The 18459-nt window shown below is 40.4% G+C and carries 18 protein-coding genes, 1 tRNA gene and 1 pseudogene; all 20 read left to right on the plus strand.

Annotation, left to right across the window (positions count from 1 at the left end):
- Positions 1-28 precede the first annotated feature (28 nt).
- The 20 genes and pseudogenes from brxL (at position 29) to H8S07_RS13830 (ending at position 17971) form a co-directional block, all read left to right on the plus strand.
- Positions 29-2098: a protease Lon-related BREX system protein BrxL gene (brxL, locus tag H8S07_RS13735; protein WP_186856229.1), complete on the plus strand. Its 2070-nt coding sequence runs from the start codon at positions 29-31 to the stop codon at positions 2096-2098.
- Between the two features lie 13 nt (positions 2099-2111).
- Positions 2112-3197: a leucine-rich repeat domain-containing protein gene (locus H8S07_RS13740; RefSeq protein ID WP_186856218.1), complete on the plus strand. Its 1086-nt coding sequence runs from the start codon at positions 2112-2114 to the stop codon at positions 3195-3197.
- A gap of 67 nt (positions 3198-3264) precedes the next feature.
- Positions 3265-3774 carry a hypothetical protein gene (locus H8S07_RS13745; protein ID WP_186856219.1) on the plus strand — a complete coding sequence of 170 codons (510 nt, stop codon included), beginning with the start codon at positions 3265-3267 and terminating at the stop codon, positions 3772-3774.
- A complete protein-coding gene (locus tag H8S07_RS13750; RefSeq protein WP_186856220.1) occupies positions 3774-5072 on the plus strand; it encodes a serine/threonine protein kinase in 1299 nt (432 codons plus the stop codon). The genes H8S07_RS13745 and H8S07_RS13750 overlap by 1 nt, the downstream gene beginning before the upstream one ends.
- A 27-nt stretch (positions 5073-5099) precedes the next feature.
- A complete protein-coding gene (locus H8S07_RS13755) occupies positions 5100-5891 on the plus strand; it encodes a vWA domain-containing protein (RefSeq protein ID WP_186856221.1) in 792 nt (263 codons plus the stop codon).
- An 11-nt stretch (positions 5892-5902) separates the two neighbouring features.
- Positions 5903-6736, plus strand: coding sequence for a PP2C family serine/threonine-protein phosphatase (locus H8S07_RS13760; RefSeq protein ID WP_186856222.1), 834 nt, complete (start codon positions 5903-5905; stop codon positions 6734-6736).
- A gap of 14 nt (positions 6737-6750) precedes the next feature.
- Positions 6751-7545: a transglutaminase domain-containing protein gene (locus H8S07_RS13765; RefSeq protein ID WP_186856223.1), complete on the plus strand. Its 795-nt coding sequence runs from the start codon at positions 6751-6753 to the stop codon at positions 7543-7545.
- Positions 7546-7702: 157 nt separating this feature from the next.
- Positions 7703-8594, plus strand: a pseudogene (locus H8S07_RS14970) (PDDEXK nuclease domain-containing protein).
- A gap of 186 nt (positions 8595-8780) precedes the next feature.
- The gene (locus H8S07_RS13775) at positions 8781-9347 is read left to right on the plus strand and encodes a helix-turn-helix domain-containing protein (RefSeq protein WP_186856224.1); all 567 of its coding nucleotides are present in this window, start codon (positions 8781-8783) and stop codon (positions 9345-9347) included.
- Between the two features lie 199 nt (positions 9348-9546).
- The gene (locus H8S07_RS13780) at positions 9547-10821 is read left to right on the plus strand and encodes a 2-hydroxyacyl-CoA dehydratase subunit D (protein ID WP_021860320.1); all 1275 of its coding nucleotides are present in this window, start codon (positions 9547-9549) and stop codon (positions 10819-10821) included.
- 2 nt (positions 10822-10823) lie between these two features.
- On the plus strand, positions 10824-12521 hold the full coding sequence (locus H8S07_RS13785; protein ID WP_186856225.1) for an acyl-CoA dehydratase activase: 1698 nt from the start codon (positions 10824-10826) through the stop codon (positions 12519-12521).
- A gap of 2 nt (positions 12522-12523) precedes the next feature.
- Positions 12524-12910: a DUF4186 domain-containing protein gene (locus H8S07_RS13790; protein ID WP_118661173.1), complete on the plus strand. Its 387-nt coding sequence runs from the start codon at positions 12524-12526 to the stop codon at positions 12908-12910.
- 45 nt (positions 12911-12955) lie between these two features.
- Complete coding sequence (locus tag H8S07_RS13795) at positions 12956-13510, plus strand: M48 family metallopeptidase (RefSeq protein ID WP_186856226.1); 555 nt, start codon at positions 12956-12958, stop codon at positions 13508-13510.
- A gap of 47 nt (positions 13511-13557) precedes the next feature.
- Positions 13558-14010, plus strand: coding sequence for a C-GCAxxG-C-C family protein (locus H8S07_RS13800; RefSeq protein WP_186856227.1), 453 nt, complete (start codon positions 13558-13560; stop codon positions 14008-14010).
- Positions 14011-14088: 78 nt separating this feature from the next.
- A complete protein-coding gene (locus H8S07_RS13805) occupies positions 14089-14949 on the plus strand; it encodes a TrmH family RNA methyltransferase (RefSeq protein WP_186856228.1) in 861 nt (286 codons plus the stop codon).
- Between the two features lie 105 nt (positions 14950-15054).
- Positions 15055-16530: a helix-turn-helix domain-containing protein gene (locus tag H8S07_RS13810; protein ID WP_118288631.1), complete on the plus strand. Its 1476-nt coding sequence runs from the start codon at positions 15055-15057 to the stop codon at positions 16528-16530.
- 131 nt (positions 16531-16661) lie between these two features.
- Positions 16662-16859, plus strand: a complete 198-nt coding sequence (locus H8S07_RS13815; protein WP_021860327.1) for a helix-turn-helix domain-containing protein — start codon at positions 16662-16664, stop codon at positions 16857-16859.
- 19 nt (positions 16860-16878) lie between these two features.
- On the plus strand, positions 16879-17418 hold the full coding sequence (locus H8S07_RS13820; protein ID WP_021860328.1) for a hypothetical protein: 540 nt from the start codon (positions 16879-16881) through the stop codon (positions 17416-17418).
- A 239-nt stretch (positions 17419-17657) separates the two neighbouring features.
- Positions 17658-17804, plus strand: coding sequence for a hypothetical protein (locus tag H8S07_RS13825; protein WP_186856230.1), 147 nt, complete (start codon positions 17658-17660; stop codon positions 17802-17804).
- A 98-nt stretch (positions 17805-17902) separates the two neighbouring features.
- Positions 17903-17971, plus strand: a tRNA-Ile gene (locus H8S07_RS13830).
- The last annotated feature ends 488 nt before the right edge of the window (positions 17972-18459 follow it).

Consider the following 18459-nt stretch of genomic DNA (forward strand, 5'->3'; position numbering starts at 1 on the left):
GCTCTTCCGATCTCCGGGGAAGGTCATTATCAAATTAGATGAGGAAAATGCAACAGAAGACAAGCGGGAGGAAATAAAACAAAAACTCCGCCAATACTACGATGGACGTATTGTCCGCAAGGATTTAACCAAATCAATCCGAGAGGGAGCGAATGTTCCGGTCTATGTACTGGAATACCTCCTTGGACAGTACTGCAATTCCGATGATGAAGAGATCATCGAAGAAGGTGTGGAAAATGTAAAGCGTATTCTGAGAGATAATTATGTGCGACCGGATGAAGCACAGAAGATTCTTTCTCTTTTGCGTGAGCGGGGAAGCTATACAGTCATTGACCGTATTACAGTTATACTGAATACAAAAGAAGACCGTTATGAGGCGACTTTCGCAAATCTCGGAGTGAAAGAAATTCCGATTCACCCGGATTATGTAAAAGATTATGACAGACTTCTGTGTGGAGGTATCTGGTGTATCCTGCAACTGGAGTATGAATTTATTGAGGAAGATAAGCGTAATACGCAGCCGATCCGCGTGCGGAGATTAACGCCGATCCAGATGCCGCATGTGGATATGGATGAAGTGAGAAATGGAAGAAAAGCATTTACGAAAGATGAATGGATCGATGTAGTACTTCGCTCAACAGGACTGGAGCCGGAGAAGTTCAAAGAACGTGAGAAATGGTTATTGCTTGCGCGTATGATTCCACTGGTGGAGAATAACTTCAACCTTTGTGAGCTGGGACCGCGTTCTACCGGTAAATCTTACATATATGAACAGATTTCTCCGAACAGTATTCTGGTTGCCGGAGGACAGACGACAGTTGCAAATCTTTTCTATAACATGTCCAATCATACGGTAGGTCTTGTCGGAATGTGGGACTGTGTTGCATTTGACGAGGTTGCAGGTATTAAATTTAAAGACAAAGATGGTGTCCAGATCATGAAAGGATATATGGCATCCGGGGCATTTTCCCGTGGAAAAGCGGAAGTGCAGGCAAAAGCATCAATGGTATTTGTCGGAAATATTAACCAGAGTGTAGAGACATTATTGAAAACATCCAGCTTATTTGATCCATTTCCACCGGAGATGGGAACAGATACCGCATTTCTGGATCGTATGCATTGCTATATTCCGGGCTGGGAGATCCCAAAGTACAGACCGGATTCATTTACGAATGATTATGGATTTATTACAGATTATCTGTCTGAATTTATGCGTGAGCTTCGGAAAGACAATTACAGTGATCTGATGGATAAGTATTTCCAGTTAGGAAATAACCTGAATCAGAGAGATACGATAGCAGTTCGGAAGCTGATATCTGGATTTATTAAACTCGTTTATCCAGATGGAGAAGTGAGCAAAGAGGAATTACAGGAAATTATCGAGCTTTCACTGGAGCTTCGCCGCAGGGTGAAGGAGCAGCTTAAGAAAATTGGCGGTATGGAATTCTATGATGTGAATTTCTCTTATATTGATAAAGAAAGTTTTGAAGAGCATTATGTGTCTGTCCCGGAGCAGGGCGCTGGCAAGCTGATTCCAGAAGGAATGGGCAAACCGGGATCTGTGTATACTGTCTCAAAAGCGAAGACAGGTATGATCGGTTGTTATATGTTAGAGACACAGATGATGCCGGGAAATGGCAAATTGACCTGTACTGGTATCGGTTCCGGACAAGGAGCAAGAGAAGCTACAAATACAGCATTTAATTATCTGAAAGTGCACGGCAGTAGTATTTCCGGACAGATCAGTACGACAACGAAAGAATATCTGATCAATTATCAGGATATGCAGGGAATTGGAATGACTTCCAATCTGGCATTGCCGACATTGATCGCTCTTTGTTCGGCTGCATTATCCAAGCCGACGCTTAGCAGCCTTGCGGTACTGGGGGAGATCAGCATTGGTGGTACATTGATTAAAGTAGATGAACTGGCAAGTACGTTACAGGTTTGTCTGGACAGTGGAGCGAAGAAAGTGCTGCTACCGATGACTTCAGCGGCAGATCTTGGCAGCGTTCCGTCTGATCTGGTAGGTGCTTTCAGTCTGATTTTCTATTCTTCAGCGGAAGAGGCTGTGTATAAGGCATTAGGAGTAGAGTAGAAGGTGAAGTAAGATGTTTGAACAAGATTTTGAAAAGATGCTTCGGACGCAAGGAGCTGCGCTGGATGATAAGAAGAGATTTACGGCTTTGGTACGAGATTTATTTCCGTCACAGGCGCGGAATGTCAATCTGCTGTTAATGGCATACAGCATCGGCATTGCGCAGGATATCCAGACGGCATCCGATATCGATAATACATTTGCGTTCCGCTATGTCAAACAGTTGATCGATAATTACGGCATGAGCCGTGCAAATGCAGACTGGGTTGTCTCTATGTGGTGTTCCTGCTATGGCGCGAAAGTGCTTGGCAAGAGATGCGAAATCGAAGTGCATGCGACCGGACCTGCGATTTCAAATGAAGAAAATAAGGCGACCGGTGTTTATGGAGATTTGTTTGATTATTGCAAGAGTCAGGAAGGAAACGGTCTTGCAGTAACCGGATTTCACGGGCAGAATAAGGCGATGCTGATTTTTCAGAATAAGGCGGGAAATCAGCCGGTGTTGGAAATTGCGGATGACAGCTTTGCAGAAAGCGAGACGCGAGAAGTGATCATTACAGATGGGATAGAGCGTATTGGCAATCGTGCATTTGCAGGATGTGCGGATTTACATCAGGTGATTTTGCCGGGAACGATCAAAGAGCTGGGAGATCAGTCATTTGCACAGTGTGAGAAACTGACATCTTTAATGCTGCCGGAATTGCTGGAGCGAATTGGAAGTGAAGCTTTCAAAGGGACAGGATTAAAGACAATCGCTATTCCAAAGAATGTATACTGGCTGGGAGACGGTGTATTTTCGGAATGTGAGAAACTGGATGGCGTGACAATCCCAGAGAATATAAAAATCATTCCGGATCGCATGTTTGAAGGCTGTCTGGCTATGAAGAAAATCAGCTTACATAGGAATGTAGAAGAGATCGGAGAGCGTGCATTTTTCGGCTGTGAGCTCTTGGATGGAATAGAGATACCGGACAGTGTAAGGCATATTGGACAAGATGCATTTTCCGGAACGAGTGAACGATTTATCCTGCAATGTTCCATGGGATCTTATGCGGAGAGTTATGCCAGAAAAAATAAGATCAAGTATCAGCTCATATAATGTCGCCTGAAAAGCGACAAGTACGTGCATGAGAAATGGTAAAGTGATTCATGAGGGAGGAAGCAGGATGGGATTTTTTGACAGTTTATTCGGAAATAAAAATCAGATTCCAACAGTGACATCGATCCTGCCGGATGCAGCCAGACAGGAGATCATAGCAGGGAGATTACCCATTTTAAATACGGACAAGCTGTTCCTGAAAAAAGGCGAAAAGATTCATTTTATAGATAAAGCTGTGAATATGGAGCAGAAGAAGGTAAAAGAATTCCGACATTCCGGTGGAAGTGCTCCCGGGTTATTTAAAGGGACGAGGTGGAGCGCCGGGCGCGGAAAAACGGTCGAGCACATTGAACTGGTGCAGCACCGAGGTATTTTATATGTGACGAATCAGCGAATCGTATTTCAGGCGACAGAATGGGGATTTGATAAGCAATACCGCTATCTGACAGCGATTACACCATATAGTAACGGCTGTGAGATGCAGTTTGGGAGCAAGACATATTGTCTGATTGTAGCAGACGGAAGTATTTTAAATCATGTATTGAAGCTGATTCGGCAAAGGAGGCAGATACCATAATGGAAGGGCAGTTAAAGAACGGAACCATTTTAATTTCAGAGAGTGGAAATAAATACGAAGTAGTCAGTCTTCTCGGAGCCGGCGGGCAGGGAGAAGTATACGATGTGAAATGTGAAGACAGACATTACGCATTAAAATGGTATTTCAAAGGAAGTGCGACAGAACGTCAGAAGAAAATTCTGGAGACGATTATTGCGAAGGGAGCACCGGATACATCATTTTTATGGCCGATGGAATTAATTGTGCCGGTGAAGAGTGATTTGTTCGGATACATTATGCCCCTTCGCCCGAAGCATTATAAGAGCATTGTGGATTTGATGAAAAAGCGGGTAAATCCGTCCTTCTATACCTTATGCAGAACGGCATTTAATTTGACAAAAGGATACCGCGAATTGCATGCAATAGGAGCAAAATATCAGGATATTTCTTTTGGAAACCTGTTTTTTGATCCCGATACAGGAGAGGTTTTAATCTGTGATAATGATAATGTTTCATTTGACAACAGCAAACCGGGCGGAGTACTGGGAACGCCTGGATTTATGGCACCGGAGATCGTGCGGGGTGAAAAACATCCATCGAGAGATACCGACCGCTACTCGTTGTCTGTTTTATTATTTTATCTTTTTATGGTCAATCATCCACTGGAAGGTAAGCAGGAAGCGAGCATCAAATGCATGGATATGGCTGCGAGAATCAAACTTTACGGCACCGATCCAGTATTTATTTTCGATCCGAATAATAAGACAAACAGACCGGTAAAAGGAATCCATGATAATGCAAACATTTACTGGCCGTTATATCCGGAGAAAATGCGTCAGATGTTTACAAAAGCATTTACGGTAGGGTTAAATGAGCCAAGCAGGCGAATTACGGAACCGGAGTGGATGACATTATTTTCCAATATGATGCATGGAATTATGCAGTGTTCTTGCGGGGCGCAGGTGTTTTATGATGAAGAGCTGGAAGCAAAAGGTGTTGCACATACATGCTGGAATTGCGGAAAAGCTGTGACTGTTCCATATAAGATCGTGATCGGAAAGAATTGCGTACTGTTAAATCAGAATACGAAATTATTACATCATCATGTGTACGATGATTTTGATGTGGATACAGTAGTTGGATCGGTCGTGCAGAATCCGAAGAATCCGGCACTTTGGGGAATTCGGAATGAGGACAAGGTGAACTGGACTTATCAGAAAGCAGATGGCACACAGATTCCGGTTGCACCGGGAAAGACAGCCGGAATTGCAAAAGGCGTGAAAATTATATTCCCAGAATCAACAGGGGAGTTCAGATAAGAAGTATTTCTAAGGAGGATGAGAAAAATGGAAGTATTACAGAGACCGGGTGGAGAATTAGCGACAAGACCGATTCATTTCTTTTGGGTAGTGGATTGTTCGGGATCGATGTATGGTGAGAAAATAGGAATTGTAAATAACACGATTCAGGAATGTATACCGGAGATGCGTGCGGCGGCAGATAATAATCCGAACGCGCAGCTTCTGATCCGTGCATTACAGTTTTCTTCGGGAGCAAGCTGGATTACATCGAATCCGGTTCCAATCGAGGATTACGGATGGGAAGATATGGATGCAAATGGTCTTACAGAACTGGGGAAGGCATTTGATCTTCTGGCGGCACAGCTTGGCATTCCACCAATGCCGGAGAGAGCACTGCCACCGGTAATTGTATTACTTTCGGACGGATTTCCAACGGATGAATACAAGAATAGCCTTGAAAAATTAAAAAAACTGCCTTGGTTTAGAAAAGCGGTAAAGATCGCGATTTCTATCGGAAAAGATGCAGATGATGAAGTATTGATTGAATTTACAGGAAATAGTGAGCTTGTGTTGCAGGCAAATAATGCAACTGCACTTGCAAGGATGATCAAATGGGCATCGACAACAGCGTCCATGGTATCAGCGCCTTCAAGCAAACCTATGAATTCCACACCGGCATCTGCACCAATCGCACCGGCAGCTTCTGTAGCGCCAGCATCGGCAGCAGCATCTCAGCCGGCAAATGCAAATACACCGGCGAACAATGGAGCGCCGTTAGTGCTTGATATGAGTAATATTCCGGATCCGGATGATTTTGATGACGGAGCTGTTTGGTAAGGAGGCATTATATGAAGTGCTATGTATGTGACGGAATTGTCAGAGGTGCGACGCATGTCAGAAATGCCAAACCGTGTCAAGACAATAAGAAGATTGTAAAGATATCGGACGAAATAATTATTGTCGCAGTAGCAGACGGACATGGCAGTTCCAAGTGCCCAAGAAGTGACAGGGGATCGCTGATTGCTGTAAATACGTTCTGCGATGTGATGAAAAATTATTTGCAAAGCTACGAAGCAGATAAAGAAGGAATGGAAAATCTGATTACATTTCTTAACCGGGAAGGTGAAATGCGCTTTGCGCAGGATATATGCGAAGAATGGCAGGCAAGAGTCAAGCAGTCTTTTTATAAAGACAAAGCAGAAGATCTGATAGACGAAGAAAACAATATCAAGTGGCCGGCAGTATTTTCCTTATACGGAACAACATTGCTTGGCATGTTAATCACCAATCGTTTTGTATTTTCCTTCCAGATTGGGGATGGAGATATCAGCCTTGTGTCTAAAAAAGAAGTTGCGCCACTGGTTCAGCCGGAGAAATTTCTTGGAACAGAGACACATTCATTATCAAAAATGGATGCCTGGCGAAAAGCAGTCACAGCGGTACGAAGACGAGATGGAGAAAGCAGACCGCCTTATATGTATATGCTGTCAACGGATGGATTTGCCAACAGCTATACTTCTGACGCAGAATATCAGAAGACATGCAGAGATTATCTGGATATGCTGGAAGAACACGGCGTCAAAACAGTGCAGTCGAATTTGAAAAACTGGCTGGCAGAGACAAGCGAGCTGGGCTGTGGGGATGACATTACGGTAGTGATGGTGTATTTTGCGGAAGAGTAAATGAGGGATAGAAGATGATTGTAGACCGCTATTATTATCATCAACTGAATAAACAAGAACAGGCGATCTATAAAGCGATCTATGATGGCGTTATGGCGCATCAGGATGTGATCCCGATTCCAGCAAGAGGTCAGATGCCGAAAGATATGTTTGAGCGCATTTATGCGGCGATAACGAGAGATAATCCCCTGATTTATCATTTGAATCAGTCGGCATGCAGCATAGCCAGTGATATGCAGGGGCATCTTGCATTTTGCCCACAGTATTTTTTCAAAATGCCAAAGGTGAAAGAATACAATCGTAAGATAGAAAAAGTGGTAAATGATCTGGTTGGAAAATTGCAACTACTATCGTGCAGTGATTATGAAAAAGAAATACGGATACATGACTGGCTCTGTAAAAATGTTGAGTATGATTATGAGGGAATGGACCGGGAAAAGCTGAAAAGAGTGATTGCTTCTCATAACATATTGGGAGTATTTGCATTTCACAAAGCACAGTGTGAAGGAATTGCAAAAGCTGTCAAAGTCTTGTTGAATGCCGTAGATGTACGGTGCATTGTTGCAACCGGTGAAGCGTGGGATAGCAAAGAATCTACGTTACATGCATGGAATATTGTCAATATAGATGGTGAGCCATATCAATTGGATGTTACGTGGGATATAGGCACTACCTGCCAGAGAAAGAATATAATTGACTACACATATTTCAATCTTACGGATGTGATGATGGCGCGGGATCATAAAGCGGATTGCAAATTACCGGAATGCAAAGCAACAAAAGCGAATTATTATGTGAGGAATAAGTGAAGTCCTTGAAAAAACATCCTTTGGATGATGTGTTAACTATATTAGAAGTGTTTTGTGGATAATTGGAAAAGCAATGTGGGAATGACTTTAATATGGATGAAACTTTGTATTGAAGGGAGAGATAAAATTGAGTGATTTGACACATACTGATTCTATAATGAACGAAATCAGAGAATTGTTACTAAATGCACGTCAACGTGTGGCAGTAAAAGTAAATACAGAATTATTATCTACTTATTGGAAGGTAGGGAAAATAATTGTTGAGCATGAACAAAAAAATAATGATCGGGCTGATTATGGAAAACAGACCTTAAAGCAACTTTCTAAAGAGTTAACGAAAGAATTTGGAAAAGGTTTTTCTGTATCGAATCTTCAAATTATGCGACGCTTTTATCAAAGTTATGAAATTCAACAGACAGTGTCTGTTAAATTGTCATGGTCGCATTATTGCGAGTTACTGACGATTTCAGATCCGGACAAAAGAAGCTTTTATGAAAAAGAAGCTATTAATTCCGGGTGGTCTACACGTGAATTAAAGCGACAGATTTCTACTTCGCTCTATGAACGATTATTACTGTCAGAGGGAAAAACGAATAAGGAAACCGTTCTTGCGCTTGCAGAAAAGGGAATTGAGATGTCCACTCCGTTAGATATTATCAAAGACCCTTACGTATTTGAATTTCTGGGCGTACCAGAAAATAAGCCCATGCTAGACTCATTATTATGCGGATATGGTTTTTTATAATAAAATTCTTCGTGCGTATGTACTGATCGAATTAAAGACAACTAAGCTTACACCGGAAGCGGCAGGACAGCTTAATATGTATCTGAATTATTATGCTGCAGAAGTGAATGATGAACATGATAACCCACCAATTGGTATTATCCTTTGTACGGACAAAGACAGTATAGCGGCTGAATATGCACTTGGTGGTTTATCTAACAATATTTTTGCTTCGCGCTATGTTTCTTATATCCCAAATAAAGAGCAGCTAATTGCACAGGTGGAAGCTGTTTTGAATGAATGGCATAAACAGAAAAAAGAATAACAGCAGAAGAAACAAGCAGGGGCTGTCGCAATTATTATCAATCAAGTGAAATATATAAAAAATTCTATATAATACTTTCAATATGCAACCATTAGTTGCTAGAAATGTTCTCTCTGGTTGGTGGAATAATCAGCTCATATTTTATAAGATATTCTTATCAAAGATAAATATACGGAGGGACATGTTATGAAATTAGGTCAAAATATCGCAATGTACAGAAAGGAAGCAGGGCTTACACAGGAACAGCTTGCGGAAAAGTGTGAGGTTTCGCGACAGGCAGTAACGAAATGGGAAAGTGGTATCAGTGAACCTTCGCTAGAGAAAATAATTTGTTTGTCAGAGATATTTTCGGTAAGTATAGATACTCTTTTGAATGGGAAAAAAGAAGAAGCAAAATTAAATCATGCATATTACCGCTTTATTTATATGGCAATAATGATTTTATGGGGCGCAGATAAAGATGAAAAATTGAAAGAATTGGAGCGTGTGTTGGCTTTAAAAGCTTTGTACGAAGTTGTAGAAACGGAATTCATAAATGAACAAGGAAAAATATACGAGAAATATCTTGTGAAAAACACAACGGAAGAGGAAAGGAAAAATTACATCAGAATGCCAAATAGAATTATTACTCCAAAAGAGGAGTGGAATCCTTTTGACGATTACATAGAAGGAAAATGTGAAGTTACTGTGGGACTTCAGGAAATAGAAGAACGGCTTGAAAAGGAATTGAATGCACTGCAACCAGGAGAATAAAAGAATATATACATACCACCATTGAAGAAATCCTCGTCATTGACGGGGATTTCGCCATGTTTACACAGCTCATTCTTGCAGTAAAAAAAAGAAGAGAGTATAATTGTATAGCATATCTGAAGCAAAGTCATATTTACACTATGAAATACGCATCAAGATAAAAGATTGATAACCATACAATGGAAGGAAAGGTTTTATAATGAACATTATAGACAAATTTGGAAATATGGTGAGCAGTGCTACCTTGAAAGACTCAGAAAAAGCTCGCCGCCTTCTTCTCGCGGGATACCGCCTGCAGGAGAAACGGTTATGCCTTTTTCCGGATCGTGCACTTCCATCATCAGGTCGCTATGTGGCGAAAATAGTTATGAAAAATATTATTCAGGCACTGTCCAGACCGGAAAATTCCGCGATGGTCAGTATTTTTGTGCCGGGAGAACTGCTGACGGCAGCAGGATTAACACCGTATTCGGTTGAGGCAATGTCCTGTTTTATGGCAGGAACAAATTGTGAACAGACATTTCTTAGAAGAACGGAAGAAGAAGGATTTCCGGAGACGATGTGCTCTTATCATCGTGTGTTTTTAGGGGCTGCGCTGACAGGATTCCTTCCAAAGCCGAAATGCACGATTTATACAAATCTTGCCTGTGATGGCAATATGATGACATTCCCTTATTTGAAAGAAAAATATCATGTGCCGGGATTTTATATTGATGTCCCGTATGAGAAGAATCAGGAAGCAATCGAATATGTTGCGGAACAGCTGCGTGAGCTGACGATATTTTTGGAGGATGTAACTAAGAGAAAGATTTCCGGTGAGGCAGTGGAAAAAGCAGTTGCAAACAGTAGAAAAGCATCTGAATATTATCAGCAGCAGCTCGCACTTCGCAAAGATCATGATCCGGTGACTTCTCTGACAAATGAATTATATGCAATTTTTATGTGTCATCTTCTGGCAGGTTCAGAAGAGGCAGTGAAATATACAGAATTACTGTTAAAAGATGTGAAGAAAGCTCCAAAAGGCGGTGGTTTGCATGTCCTCTGGATGCATATTATGCCATTTTTACAGCAGCCGGTGAAAGATGTCTTCAACTATAATCCGAAGATGCACATCAGTGCCTGCGACTTTGTCGCGGATGGATTTCAGAAAATGCATGCGTCGGATCCATATGAGGCTCTGGCTGAAAAAATGGTCAATTGCATTTACAACGGAAGTGTAGATCAGAGAATCCAGGTTGCAGAAAAACTTGCGAAAGAGACGAATGCAGACGGTGGAATTTTATTTGCACACTGGGGCTGCAAAGGAACGATCGGCGCCTCTAGCTTGATAAAAAGTTCATTGGAGGAAGCAGGACTTCCAACGATGATTCTTGACGGAGACGGCTGTAACCCTGCAAATACCAGTGATGGTCAGGTGTCTACGAGATTACAGGCATTTATGGAAATGCTGGAAAAAGGCAAGGAGGATAGATAGTCATGATATATTATGTCTGTAAATATACACCGATAGAATTATTTGAAGGTTTTGGTGAAACCTGTGCCGTTCTGGAAGAAATGCCGGAGAATTTTGAAGAGTCGGATCAGATTGCACACGCAAATTTATGTGGATTCGGAAAATCTGTCATTCAGGCAGTTCTGGAAGGAAAAGCAGATGAGCTGGTTCTTGTGAATTGCTGTGATTCGATGCGCCGCGTGTATGATATTGTAAAAAATACAAAGAAATGCAAATTCATTTACATGCTGGATCTGCCTCATGACGATAATGAATGTGAAAAGGAAAAATTTGCCCGCGCAATTTGTGGATTGAAGGATGCCTATGAGAAATATTCGGGGAAAACATTTGACAAAACACGATTTATAAATAGTTTTGCAACATTTCCTGCAAAAAATAATCCTTATATCGGAGTGATGGGGGTACGCGTCAGTGGCGTTTTGGAAGAAATGATCCAGGAAAATATACAGATGGATGTGAAAAACCTTACTTGTACAGGAGGAAGAAAACTATCTGTATTGCCGGATGAAATGAAAAAACTGGATGAAAATGAATTATTTCTTGCATATGCGGATGCACTTCTTGGACAGCTTCCGTGTTTCCGTATGAACCAAAGTTCCAGAAGAAATGAGCTTTATCTCGATCCGAACCTGAAAGGAATTATTTATCATACGATCAAATTCTGTGATTATTATGGGTTTGAATATGCAAGTATAAAGAAGAATATGAAAGTTCCACTTCTTAAAATAGAAACTGATTTTACAAGCCAGAGTGCCGGACAGCTGTTGACGAGGATTCAGGCTTTTTCAGAAACAATTGAAGGATCAGAAGATATGGATGCAGCAAAAGGAATCAGCGAGGAGGCAAAAGAAAAAATGAAATCAGGAGTCTATTATGTAGCGGGAATTGACAGTGGATCAACAAGTACAGATGTTGTTATTTTAGATCAGGATGGAAAAATCAAATCTACGATGATCATTCCGACCGGCGGCGGTGCGATGATGAGCGCGGAGAAGAGTTTAGAGAAAGCAGTAGAGAAAGCCGAAATTAACAAGGATGATATCGTGCGTATTGTCACAACCGGATATGGACGTGCTTATATTGACAGCGGTGATGACAGTATCACGGAGATCACCTGTCATGCGAAGGGTGCGCATTATCTGAATCCGAATGTCCGCACGGTCATTGATATCGGTGGACAGGATATTAAAGCAATCAGTATTGATGAAAACGGAGCGGTTACGAATTTCCTTATGAATGATAAATGTGCAGCCGGAACCGGACGTTTTCTGGAAATGATGGCGAGAACGCTTGGAATGCCGCTGGAAGAGATGAGTACCAAAGGTCTGGAATGGAAAGAAAATATCGTTATTTCCAGCATGTGTACTGTATTTGCCGAATCAGAAGTGGTGTCACTTGTTGCGCAGAATAAAAATGTTGCAGATATTATCCACGGATTAAATGTGTCTGTAGCATCGAAAGTCGGTGCACTTGCAGCGCGTCTCGGCAAGAAAAATCCGGGTGAATATATGATGACCGGAGGAGTTGCGAAAAATAGAGGTATTATTCAGGCACTGGAAGAAAAGCTTGGAGCAAAACTGTATATTTGCGATGAAGCACAGCTTTGCGGAGCGCTTGGAGCAGCATTATTTGCATATAAGAAATGCAAAAACGAGGAATAAAAATGACGAAAGAAGAATGGTATGAGCAGTTATTTGACCGGTTGGAACATTCCAAATTCCGTAGCGGTTTTCATTTGAAAAAGAAAGATATTGATTATATTAATGAAAAAGGACTGGATACGATCCGGGAGCATGCAAGAGACTTTATCGCAAAGCGGGAAGCACCGGCAGTTATTCCAAATGATGGGAAACAGACACCAATGCGGGGACATCCGGTATTTATCGCTCAGCATGCGACAGCTACCTGCTGTCGGGAATGTATCCGCAAGTGGCATAAGATGCGCCCTGGACGGGAATTAAGCCCGGTACAGCAGGAGTATCTGGTGGATGTGATCATGACGTGGATTCAGAAAGAGATGGAAGCATATAAAAACGTGCATAAGAAGTAAAGCTGGCATTTCTGTAAGTATAGGTAGATAGTAAGGAGAATGCAGATGGAATATATAGTCATCCGTTCCGGAAGAAAAACGGTGGCAATTCAGTTAAATCAGGACTTAACGGTAACAGTACGGGCACCATGGCGTGCTTCCCAAAGCGAGATTGAACGAATCTTACAGGAGAAAAAGCCATGGATCGAAAAGCATCTTGCTCAGATGAGAAGAAGAAAAGAGCATTATGATGCATCCGGAACGGATAAATTAACCGATGAAGAGATACAAGAATTAGCGAACAAAGCATTGAAGTACATACCGGAGCGGGTGGCATATTTTTCAAAAATCATAGGAGTTACTTACGAAAGAATTACGATTCGTAACCAAAAGACAAGATGGGGAAGCTGCAGCAGCAAGGGGAATTTGAATTTTAACTGTCTGTTAATGCTTGCCCCACCGGAAATCATAGATTATGTTGTCGTTCATGAACTTTGCCACAGAAAAGAAATGAATCATTCAAAAAATTTCTGGAGAGAAGTAGAGAAGATACTTCCGGATTATAAAAAATCGGTGTTGTGGTTAAAGAATGAAGGCAGTATGATAATGGCAAGGCGGTAGAAAAGTGTGTTGTATACAGCATAGAAGTAAGAACGGAGGAAATGGAAATGAGTAAAGCAGACAGGGCAGAAGAATTATTCAGAATGGGTTACAATTGCAGTCAATCTGTTTATGCAGCTTTTGCAGAAGAGTTTGGTATAAGTATCGAAGAGGCGGCGAAAAAAGCCAGTCCATTTGGAGCAGGATTCGGAAAACTTCGGGAAGTGTGCGGCGCTGTGACGGGGATGACTATGGTACTTGGCGAGTTATATGGATATGAGAATCCGAAAGATGCCGCCGGAAAGAAAGAGCTTTATGCACTTGTGCAGAAATTGTGTGGCTTTTTTGAAGAATCGGAAGGAAGTCTGATCTGCAGAGAGCTTCTCGGCTTGGAAAAAGGAGAAGCTCTGGAAGAGCCTGCAGTAAGAACAGAAGAATATTATCAGAGCAGACCTTGTGTGAGAGCCTGTAGAAGAGCAGCAGAGATTCTGGAAACTTATATAGATTCATGCGTTGCATGACGCGCATCTCGCATCAAGGATGCCGAAGGCATTCTTGCAAAATTCAGAAAAATAAGTTGTATGGAGACAAATTTTCAGATGTTAAATATAATCGAAATAAATGACTTTCATTGTTCGGAGCTGGATATTTATGCCAGATATACCGAGGCGCAGTTGATGAATAAGGATCATCCGGAAGATGGAATATTCATTGCAGAAAGTCCCAAAGTGATTGGCAGGGCACTGGATGCAGGATATGAGCCAGTGTCTGTTCTTGTTGAAAAGAAGCAGATAAAGGATAATGAAGAAACAAAAAAATTGCTTCAAAAATTTGAAAATACAGAAGTTCCGGTTTTTACTGCGGAATTTGACGTACTGTCGAAGCTGACAGGATTCAAGCTGACAAGAGGCATGTTATGTGCAATGAAACGGAAGAAACCGGTGAAATTTCAGGATGTGTGCGCGGGAAAGCAGAGGATTGCGATACTGGAAAATGTAATGAATCCTACGAATGTCGGTGCTATTTTCCGTTCGGCAGCAGCCTTAAATATGGAAGCAGTGCTTCTGACACCGGGATGCAGTGATCCCTTATACAGAAGATCGTCCAGAGTCAGCATGGGAACTGTCTTCCAGGTTCCATGGACATTTATTCAGGATGATAATGAAATGCGCTGTGAGCGGGAGAATCTCTGGCCAGAGCAGGCAATCATGGAGCTTAGAGATTTGGGTTATAAGACTGTGGCGCTTGCGTTGACGGATGATTCTGTCAGTATCGATGATCCGGTATTAGTGCAGGAAGAAAAGCTGGCAGTAATCCTGGGCACCGAAGGTGAAGGACTTATGGATAAGACCATCGAGTTGTGCGATTATACGGCGAAAATACCGATGAGCCACGGCGTAGATTCCCTGAATGTCGCAGCAGCGAGCGCGGTTGCGTTCTGGCAGCTGGGGCGAAAGTAGAAATCCTTTGGCAGGTGAGAGGATTTCTACTTTTATTCTACATAGAAAAATTGATAATTCTCAGAAATGCTATACAATAGTATTAGCAAGTAACGGAGGATAATCATGAAGGACTATAGTTTGGGAAATTTTATCAGTGCATTAAGAGAGAAAAAAGGTCTGTCTCAATATCAGTTGGGTGCACTCGTAGGTGTCACAGATAAAGCAGTGTCAAAGTGGGAAAATGGAGCTTCTAAGCCAAGAATCAACACAGTAAAAAAACTGGCACAAGTATTAGATGTGGGCATAGACGAGCTGTTGACTTGCGAATATGCTACTTTCGGTAGAAAAAGGAAGGACCTATTTGCAATGAAAAATGATATATTAAAAATAGCAGAAGAGAGGGTAAAAGAAATATATGGAGAAAACCCACCGCTTGATGTAGTAAATCGTTTTCAAACAGAAGAATTGCTACTTGAAGATCGAGAAATTCTTTTATGGATGGGCTTCTTTGGAAAATTGCAGGAAGTGTTTGAAAAGGATAATGGATATGCGCTTGTACGCGGAGGTCAGTTGGGTGCATCTTTTATTGCGTGGATTTTGGGTGGAACCATTGTTAATCCATTACCTGCGCACTATTATTGTCCTGCATGTAAAAAGATGGAGTTTTTTAAAGAAACAAAATGTGGAATTGATTTACCGGATAAAAAGTGTTCCTGTGGTGAAAAGCTAAAAAAAGATGGATTTGGAATTGCTACTGTAAATATATTTCCATTAAGAAAATGGATGGAGATTACAGTTTCAAAAAATGGAACAGGATTGGTAAAAAAATGTTTGGATAATTATTTTAAAGAATATGGTGTGGTGCGAGAAGTTATAATTTCTAACAACGTTAAGGGAGAGGATGCATTTGATCGATTTAACGTCAAAAGGTATATGGTAGTTTCGGAAGAATTGAATAAACGATTTCCAGAAAAAATTGTCAGATTGTCATTCGAGGAATATTATAATACAGCACATGATATATTAGGCATAACGGTTGTAGAAGCGGATAAAAGCGTTGAGTTTAAATATGTAGATATAGAGTTTTCAAAGAAACAGATAAAAGAATATTACAATTATGCTAAAGAAAACGATATTTTTGATGATCCTGTCAGAAATATACATTTACCAAAGATTTTAGCAGATATAAAGGAACCAAGTTTCGGCGATTTGGTTGCAATAAATGGCTTTTTGCATGGGACAGGAGTATGGGAAAATAATGCAGAATATTTATACAAAAAAGGCATTCCATTGCAGGATATGATTTATTGTTGTGAAGATGTGTATTCTTATTTATATGATAAACTTAAAGGCGTAAATTCTGATAATCTTTCTGGTCTTATTTGTGAAATAAAAAATTCTGTATGTAAGGGAAAATATTTGAAAAATACAATGCCGCAAGAAATAGAAAAACTTCTTGATGAGAATGAAGTACCTGAATGGTATATAGAAAGCATGAAAAAAATACGATATTTGTTTCCAAAAGCACATATAATAGCTTCGTTAAAAAAGGATATAGAGGAATTTCTTATATTGGAGAAAAATAGGAAACTGTATTAAAAGCCGATGAAAATAATTTGTGTCCGTATCACAAGAGGAATCATGGACGTCTATTTTTTATTGACAACATGATTCCTTTTATATTATTATAAATTAACGCAATGCGTATATTAGCTGGGAGGAGAATAAAAATGAGCAGAGGAAGAGAAGTAAAAGAATTAAGAGAAAAGATGGGAATGAACAGACGGGAATTTAGTGATTATTATGGAATACCATATCGTACAGTTCAGGATTGGGAAGCGGAGAAGCGGGAGCTGCCGGAATATTTGCTGCGATTGCTGAAATATAGAGCAGAGGCAGAGTGTAGGATTAGAAGTGAAGATGAATAGGCAGGGCAGGGAGGTAAATTTGGAAAGAAAAGTAGATGTAGTAGAGGATTTAGATGGCAAGAAAACAGTATTTATTCATGATATTTTGTTTAAAGGGAAACGAACAATAAATTGGGGTGAGGTTGAACGGTATTTAAAACGATATGTGGGAGAAATTTACACTGTTGCTGCTAGCAATGATGTTGTTTATATTGGTCCTGATTTACCAGATGAATATGCACATTCTAATTATACACATATTTTACGGGGAACAAATGCTAAAGCAAAAGCAAATGCAGTGCAAGGATTGCCAGAACTCATGGAAGTAGCAAATGGAAAGAGCTATACAGAAAATTACAAAACGAAACATAATACAGATGCTATGTATGGTTGGTACCGTTATGAGTCAAGATTTGCTTTACCTGTGTTTGATGCCAACGGGGAGATTACAAGATATAATATTTTTAATGTAATTATGGTTATCAGACATGCGAAGGACGGGAAAAAGTATCTTTATGATATTATAAACATAAAAAAAGAAACGAGCACCCTTTTCCAGTCCGAAGACATTACTCAGTAAAAAACCCATTTCTTGTGTTGTATTATAACCGGATGATGCTAAAATGTCAACTACAATAGATGTGATTTAGCTTAGAGTGACAGGATTCACAGTTTGAATGTGTTTATGCTTATTATGAAAAAATAAATAAAGTGGCTTAATTCATAAATGAAATTAAGACAAAAAATTTTATACTACAAGTTCAATGACAGGTGAGATACTCTCCTTTACAATTGTTTTTAGGTGTGGTAGACGCATATGTGAAAGAAAATACCACAGAACTTGTGGATCCGTTGGATGTAAAGAAGAAGGTTGAACTTTTGGAAGAAAAGAGGAATATTCTGCTTACAGAACTGGACACACAGATTAAAGTATCCAACGCAACTACTTTTATTGAAATAGAATAAAAAGATTGCTTGCATTACGAAAATCCTGAACTTAGTTTCCCTGTAACAGGGTTAAGTTACAAGAAGAATATGCAAATTCTGATTAAATAGGATAGCTCAAGGAAGCGGCGCAATGGGTAGCGCATATGGCTGATAACCATATTGTTGCGGGTTCGAGTTCTGTCTTCATAAAACTGAGTTTATGAATAGTATTAAGAACATAAGGACAGTTAATCATTTTTTGTAATATTTAAACTGTAAAGCGTGAATAGTTAATGATTTTGCTTTTGAATAGTTATGGATAAACAGAAAACTTTTCTTCAGGCATAGAGATATGCTGAAATCCATGGAACAGGTTGGGGTGTTAAATTAATTGACCGAGGATCAGCCTCATGGCTGTAATGCAGGCAATATAAGATAAATAGTGAGCAAAGGATTTATACTATGAGTATAATGACTTCTTCGATAATGCAGATATAATAGAAGACAACAAGATACAATGTTTAAGATAGATGTGGATGAAAGATCAATAATGTTTACGAATAAGGAAGTGATAGAATGATTTACAATCCAGCCAGTCCATGAGCATTGTTTCTTCTTTACTTTCCTCTTCCTGATCCCAGATTCCTCCAAAATCTCCACAGATAATTACATAATCTTCTTTTGACATTTCCTT

Source organism: Dorea hominis (assembly GCF_014287705.1).
In the GTDB taxonomy this organism is placed as follows: Bacteria; Bacillota; Clostridia; order Lachnospirales; family Lachnospiraceae; genus Dorea_D; species Dorea_D hominis.

Excerpts from the sequence above, each read along its gene's own strand:
- H8S07_RS13740 (WP_186856218.1), top strand. The coding sequence starts at position 2,112 with ATGTTTGAACAAGATTTTGAAAAGATGCTTCGGACGCAAGGAGCTGCG.
- H8S07_RS13745 (WP_186856219.1), top strand. The coding sequence starts at position 3,265 with ATGGGATTTTTTGACAGTTTATTCGGAAATAAAAATCAGATTCCAACA.
- H8S07_RS13750 (WP_186856220.1), top strand. The coding sequence starts at position 3,774 with ATGGAAGGGCAGTTAAAGAACGGAACCATTTTAATTTCAGAGAGTGGA.
- H8S07_RS13755 (WP_186856221.1), top strand. The coding sequence starts at position 5,100 with ATGGAAGTATTACAGAGACCGGGTGGAGAATTAGCGACAAGACCGATT.
- H8S07_RS13760 (WP_186856222.1), top strand. The coding sequence starts at position 5,903 with ATGAAGTGCTATGTATGTGACGGAATTGTCAGAGGTGCGACGCATGTC.
- H8S07_RS13765 (WP_186856223.1), top strand. The coding sequence starts at position 6,751 with ATGATTGTAGACCGCTATTATTATCATCAACTGAATAAACAAGAACAG.
- H8S07_RS13775 (WP_186856224.1), top strand. The coding sequence starts at position 8,781 with ATGAAATTAGGTCAAAATATCGCAATGTACAGAAAGGAAGCAGGGCTT.
- H8S07_RS13780 (WP_021860320.1), top strand. The coding sequence starts at position 9,547 with ATGAACATTATAGACAAATTTGGAAATATGGTGAGCAGTGCTACCTTG.
- H8S07_RS13785 (WP_186856225.1), top strand. The coding sequence starts at position 10,824 with ATGATATATTATGTCTGTAAATATACACCGATAGAATTATTTGAAGGT.
- H8S07_RS13790 (WP_118661173.1), top strand. The coding sequence starts at position 12,524 with ATGACGAAAGAAGAATGGTATGAGCAGTTATTTGACCGGTTGGAACAT.
- H8S07_RS13795 (WP_186856226.1), top strand. The coding sequence starts at position 12,956 with ATGGAATATATAGTCATCCGTTCCGGAAGAAAAACGGTGGCAATTCAG.
- H8S07_RS13800 (WP_186856227.1), top strand. The coding sequence starts at position 13,558 with ATGAGTAAAGCAGACAGGGCAGAAGAATTATTCAGAATGGGTTACAAT.
- H8S07_RS13805 (WP_186856228.1), top strand. The coding sequence starts at position 14,089 with ATGTTAAATATAATCGAAATAAATGACTTTCATTGTTCGGAGCTGGAT.
- H8S07_RS13810 (WP_118288631.1), top strand. The coding sequence starts at position 15,055 with ATGAAGGACTATAGTTTGGGAAATTTTATCAGTGCATTAAGAGAGAAA.
- H8S07_RS13815 (WP_021860327.1), top strand. The coding sequence starts at position 16,662 with ATGAGCAGAGGAAGAGAAGTAAAAGAATTAAGAGAAAAGATGGGAATG.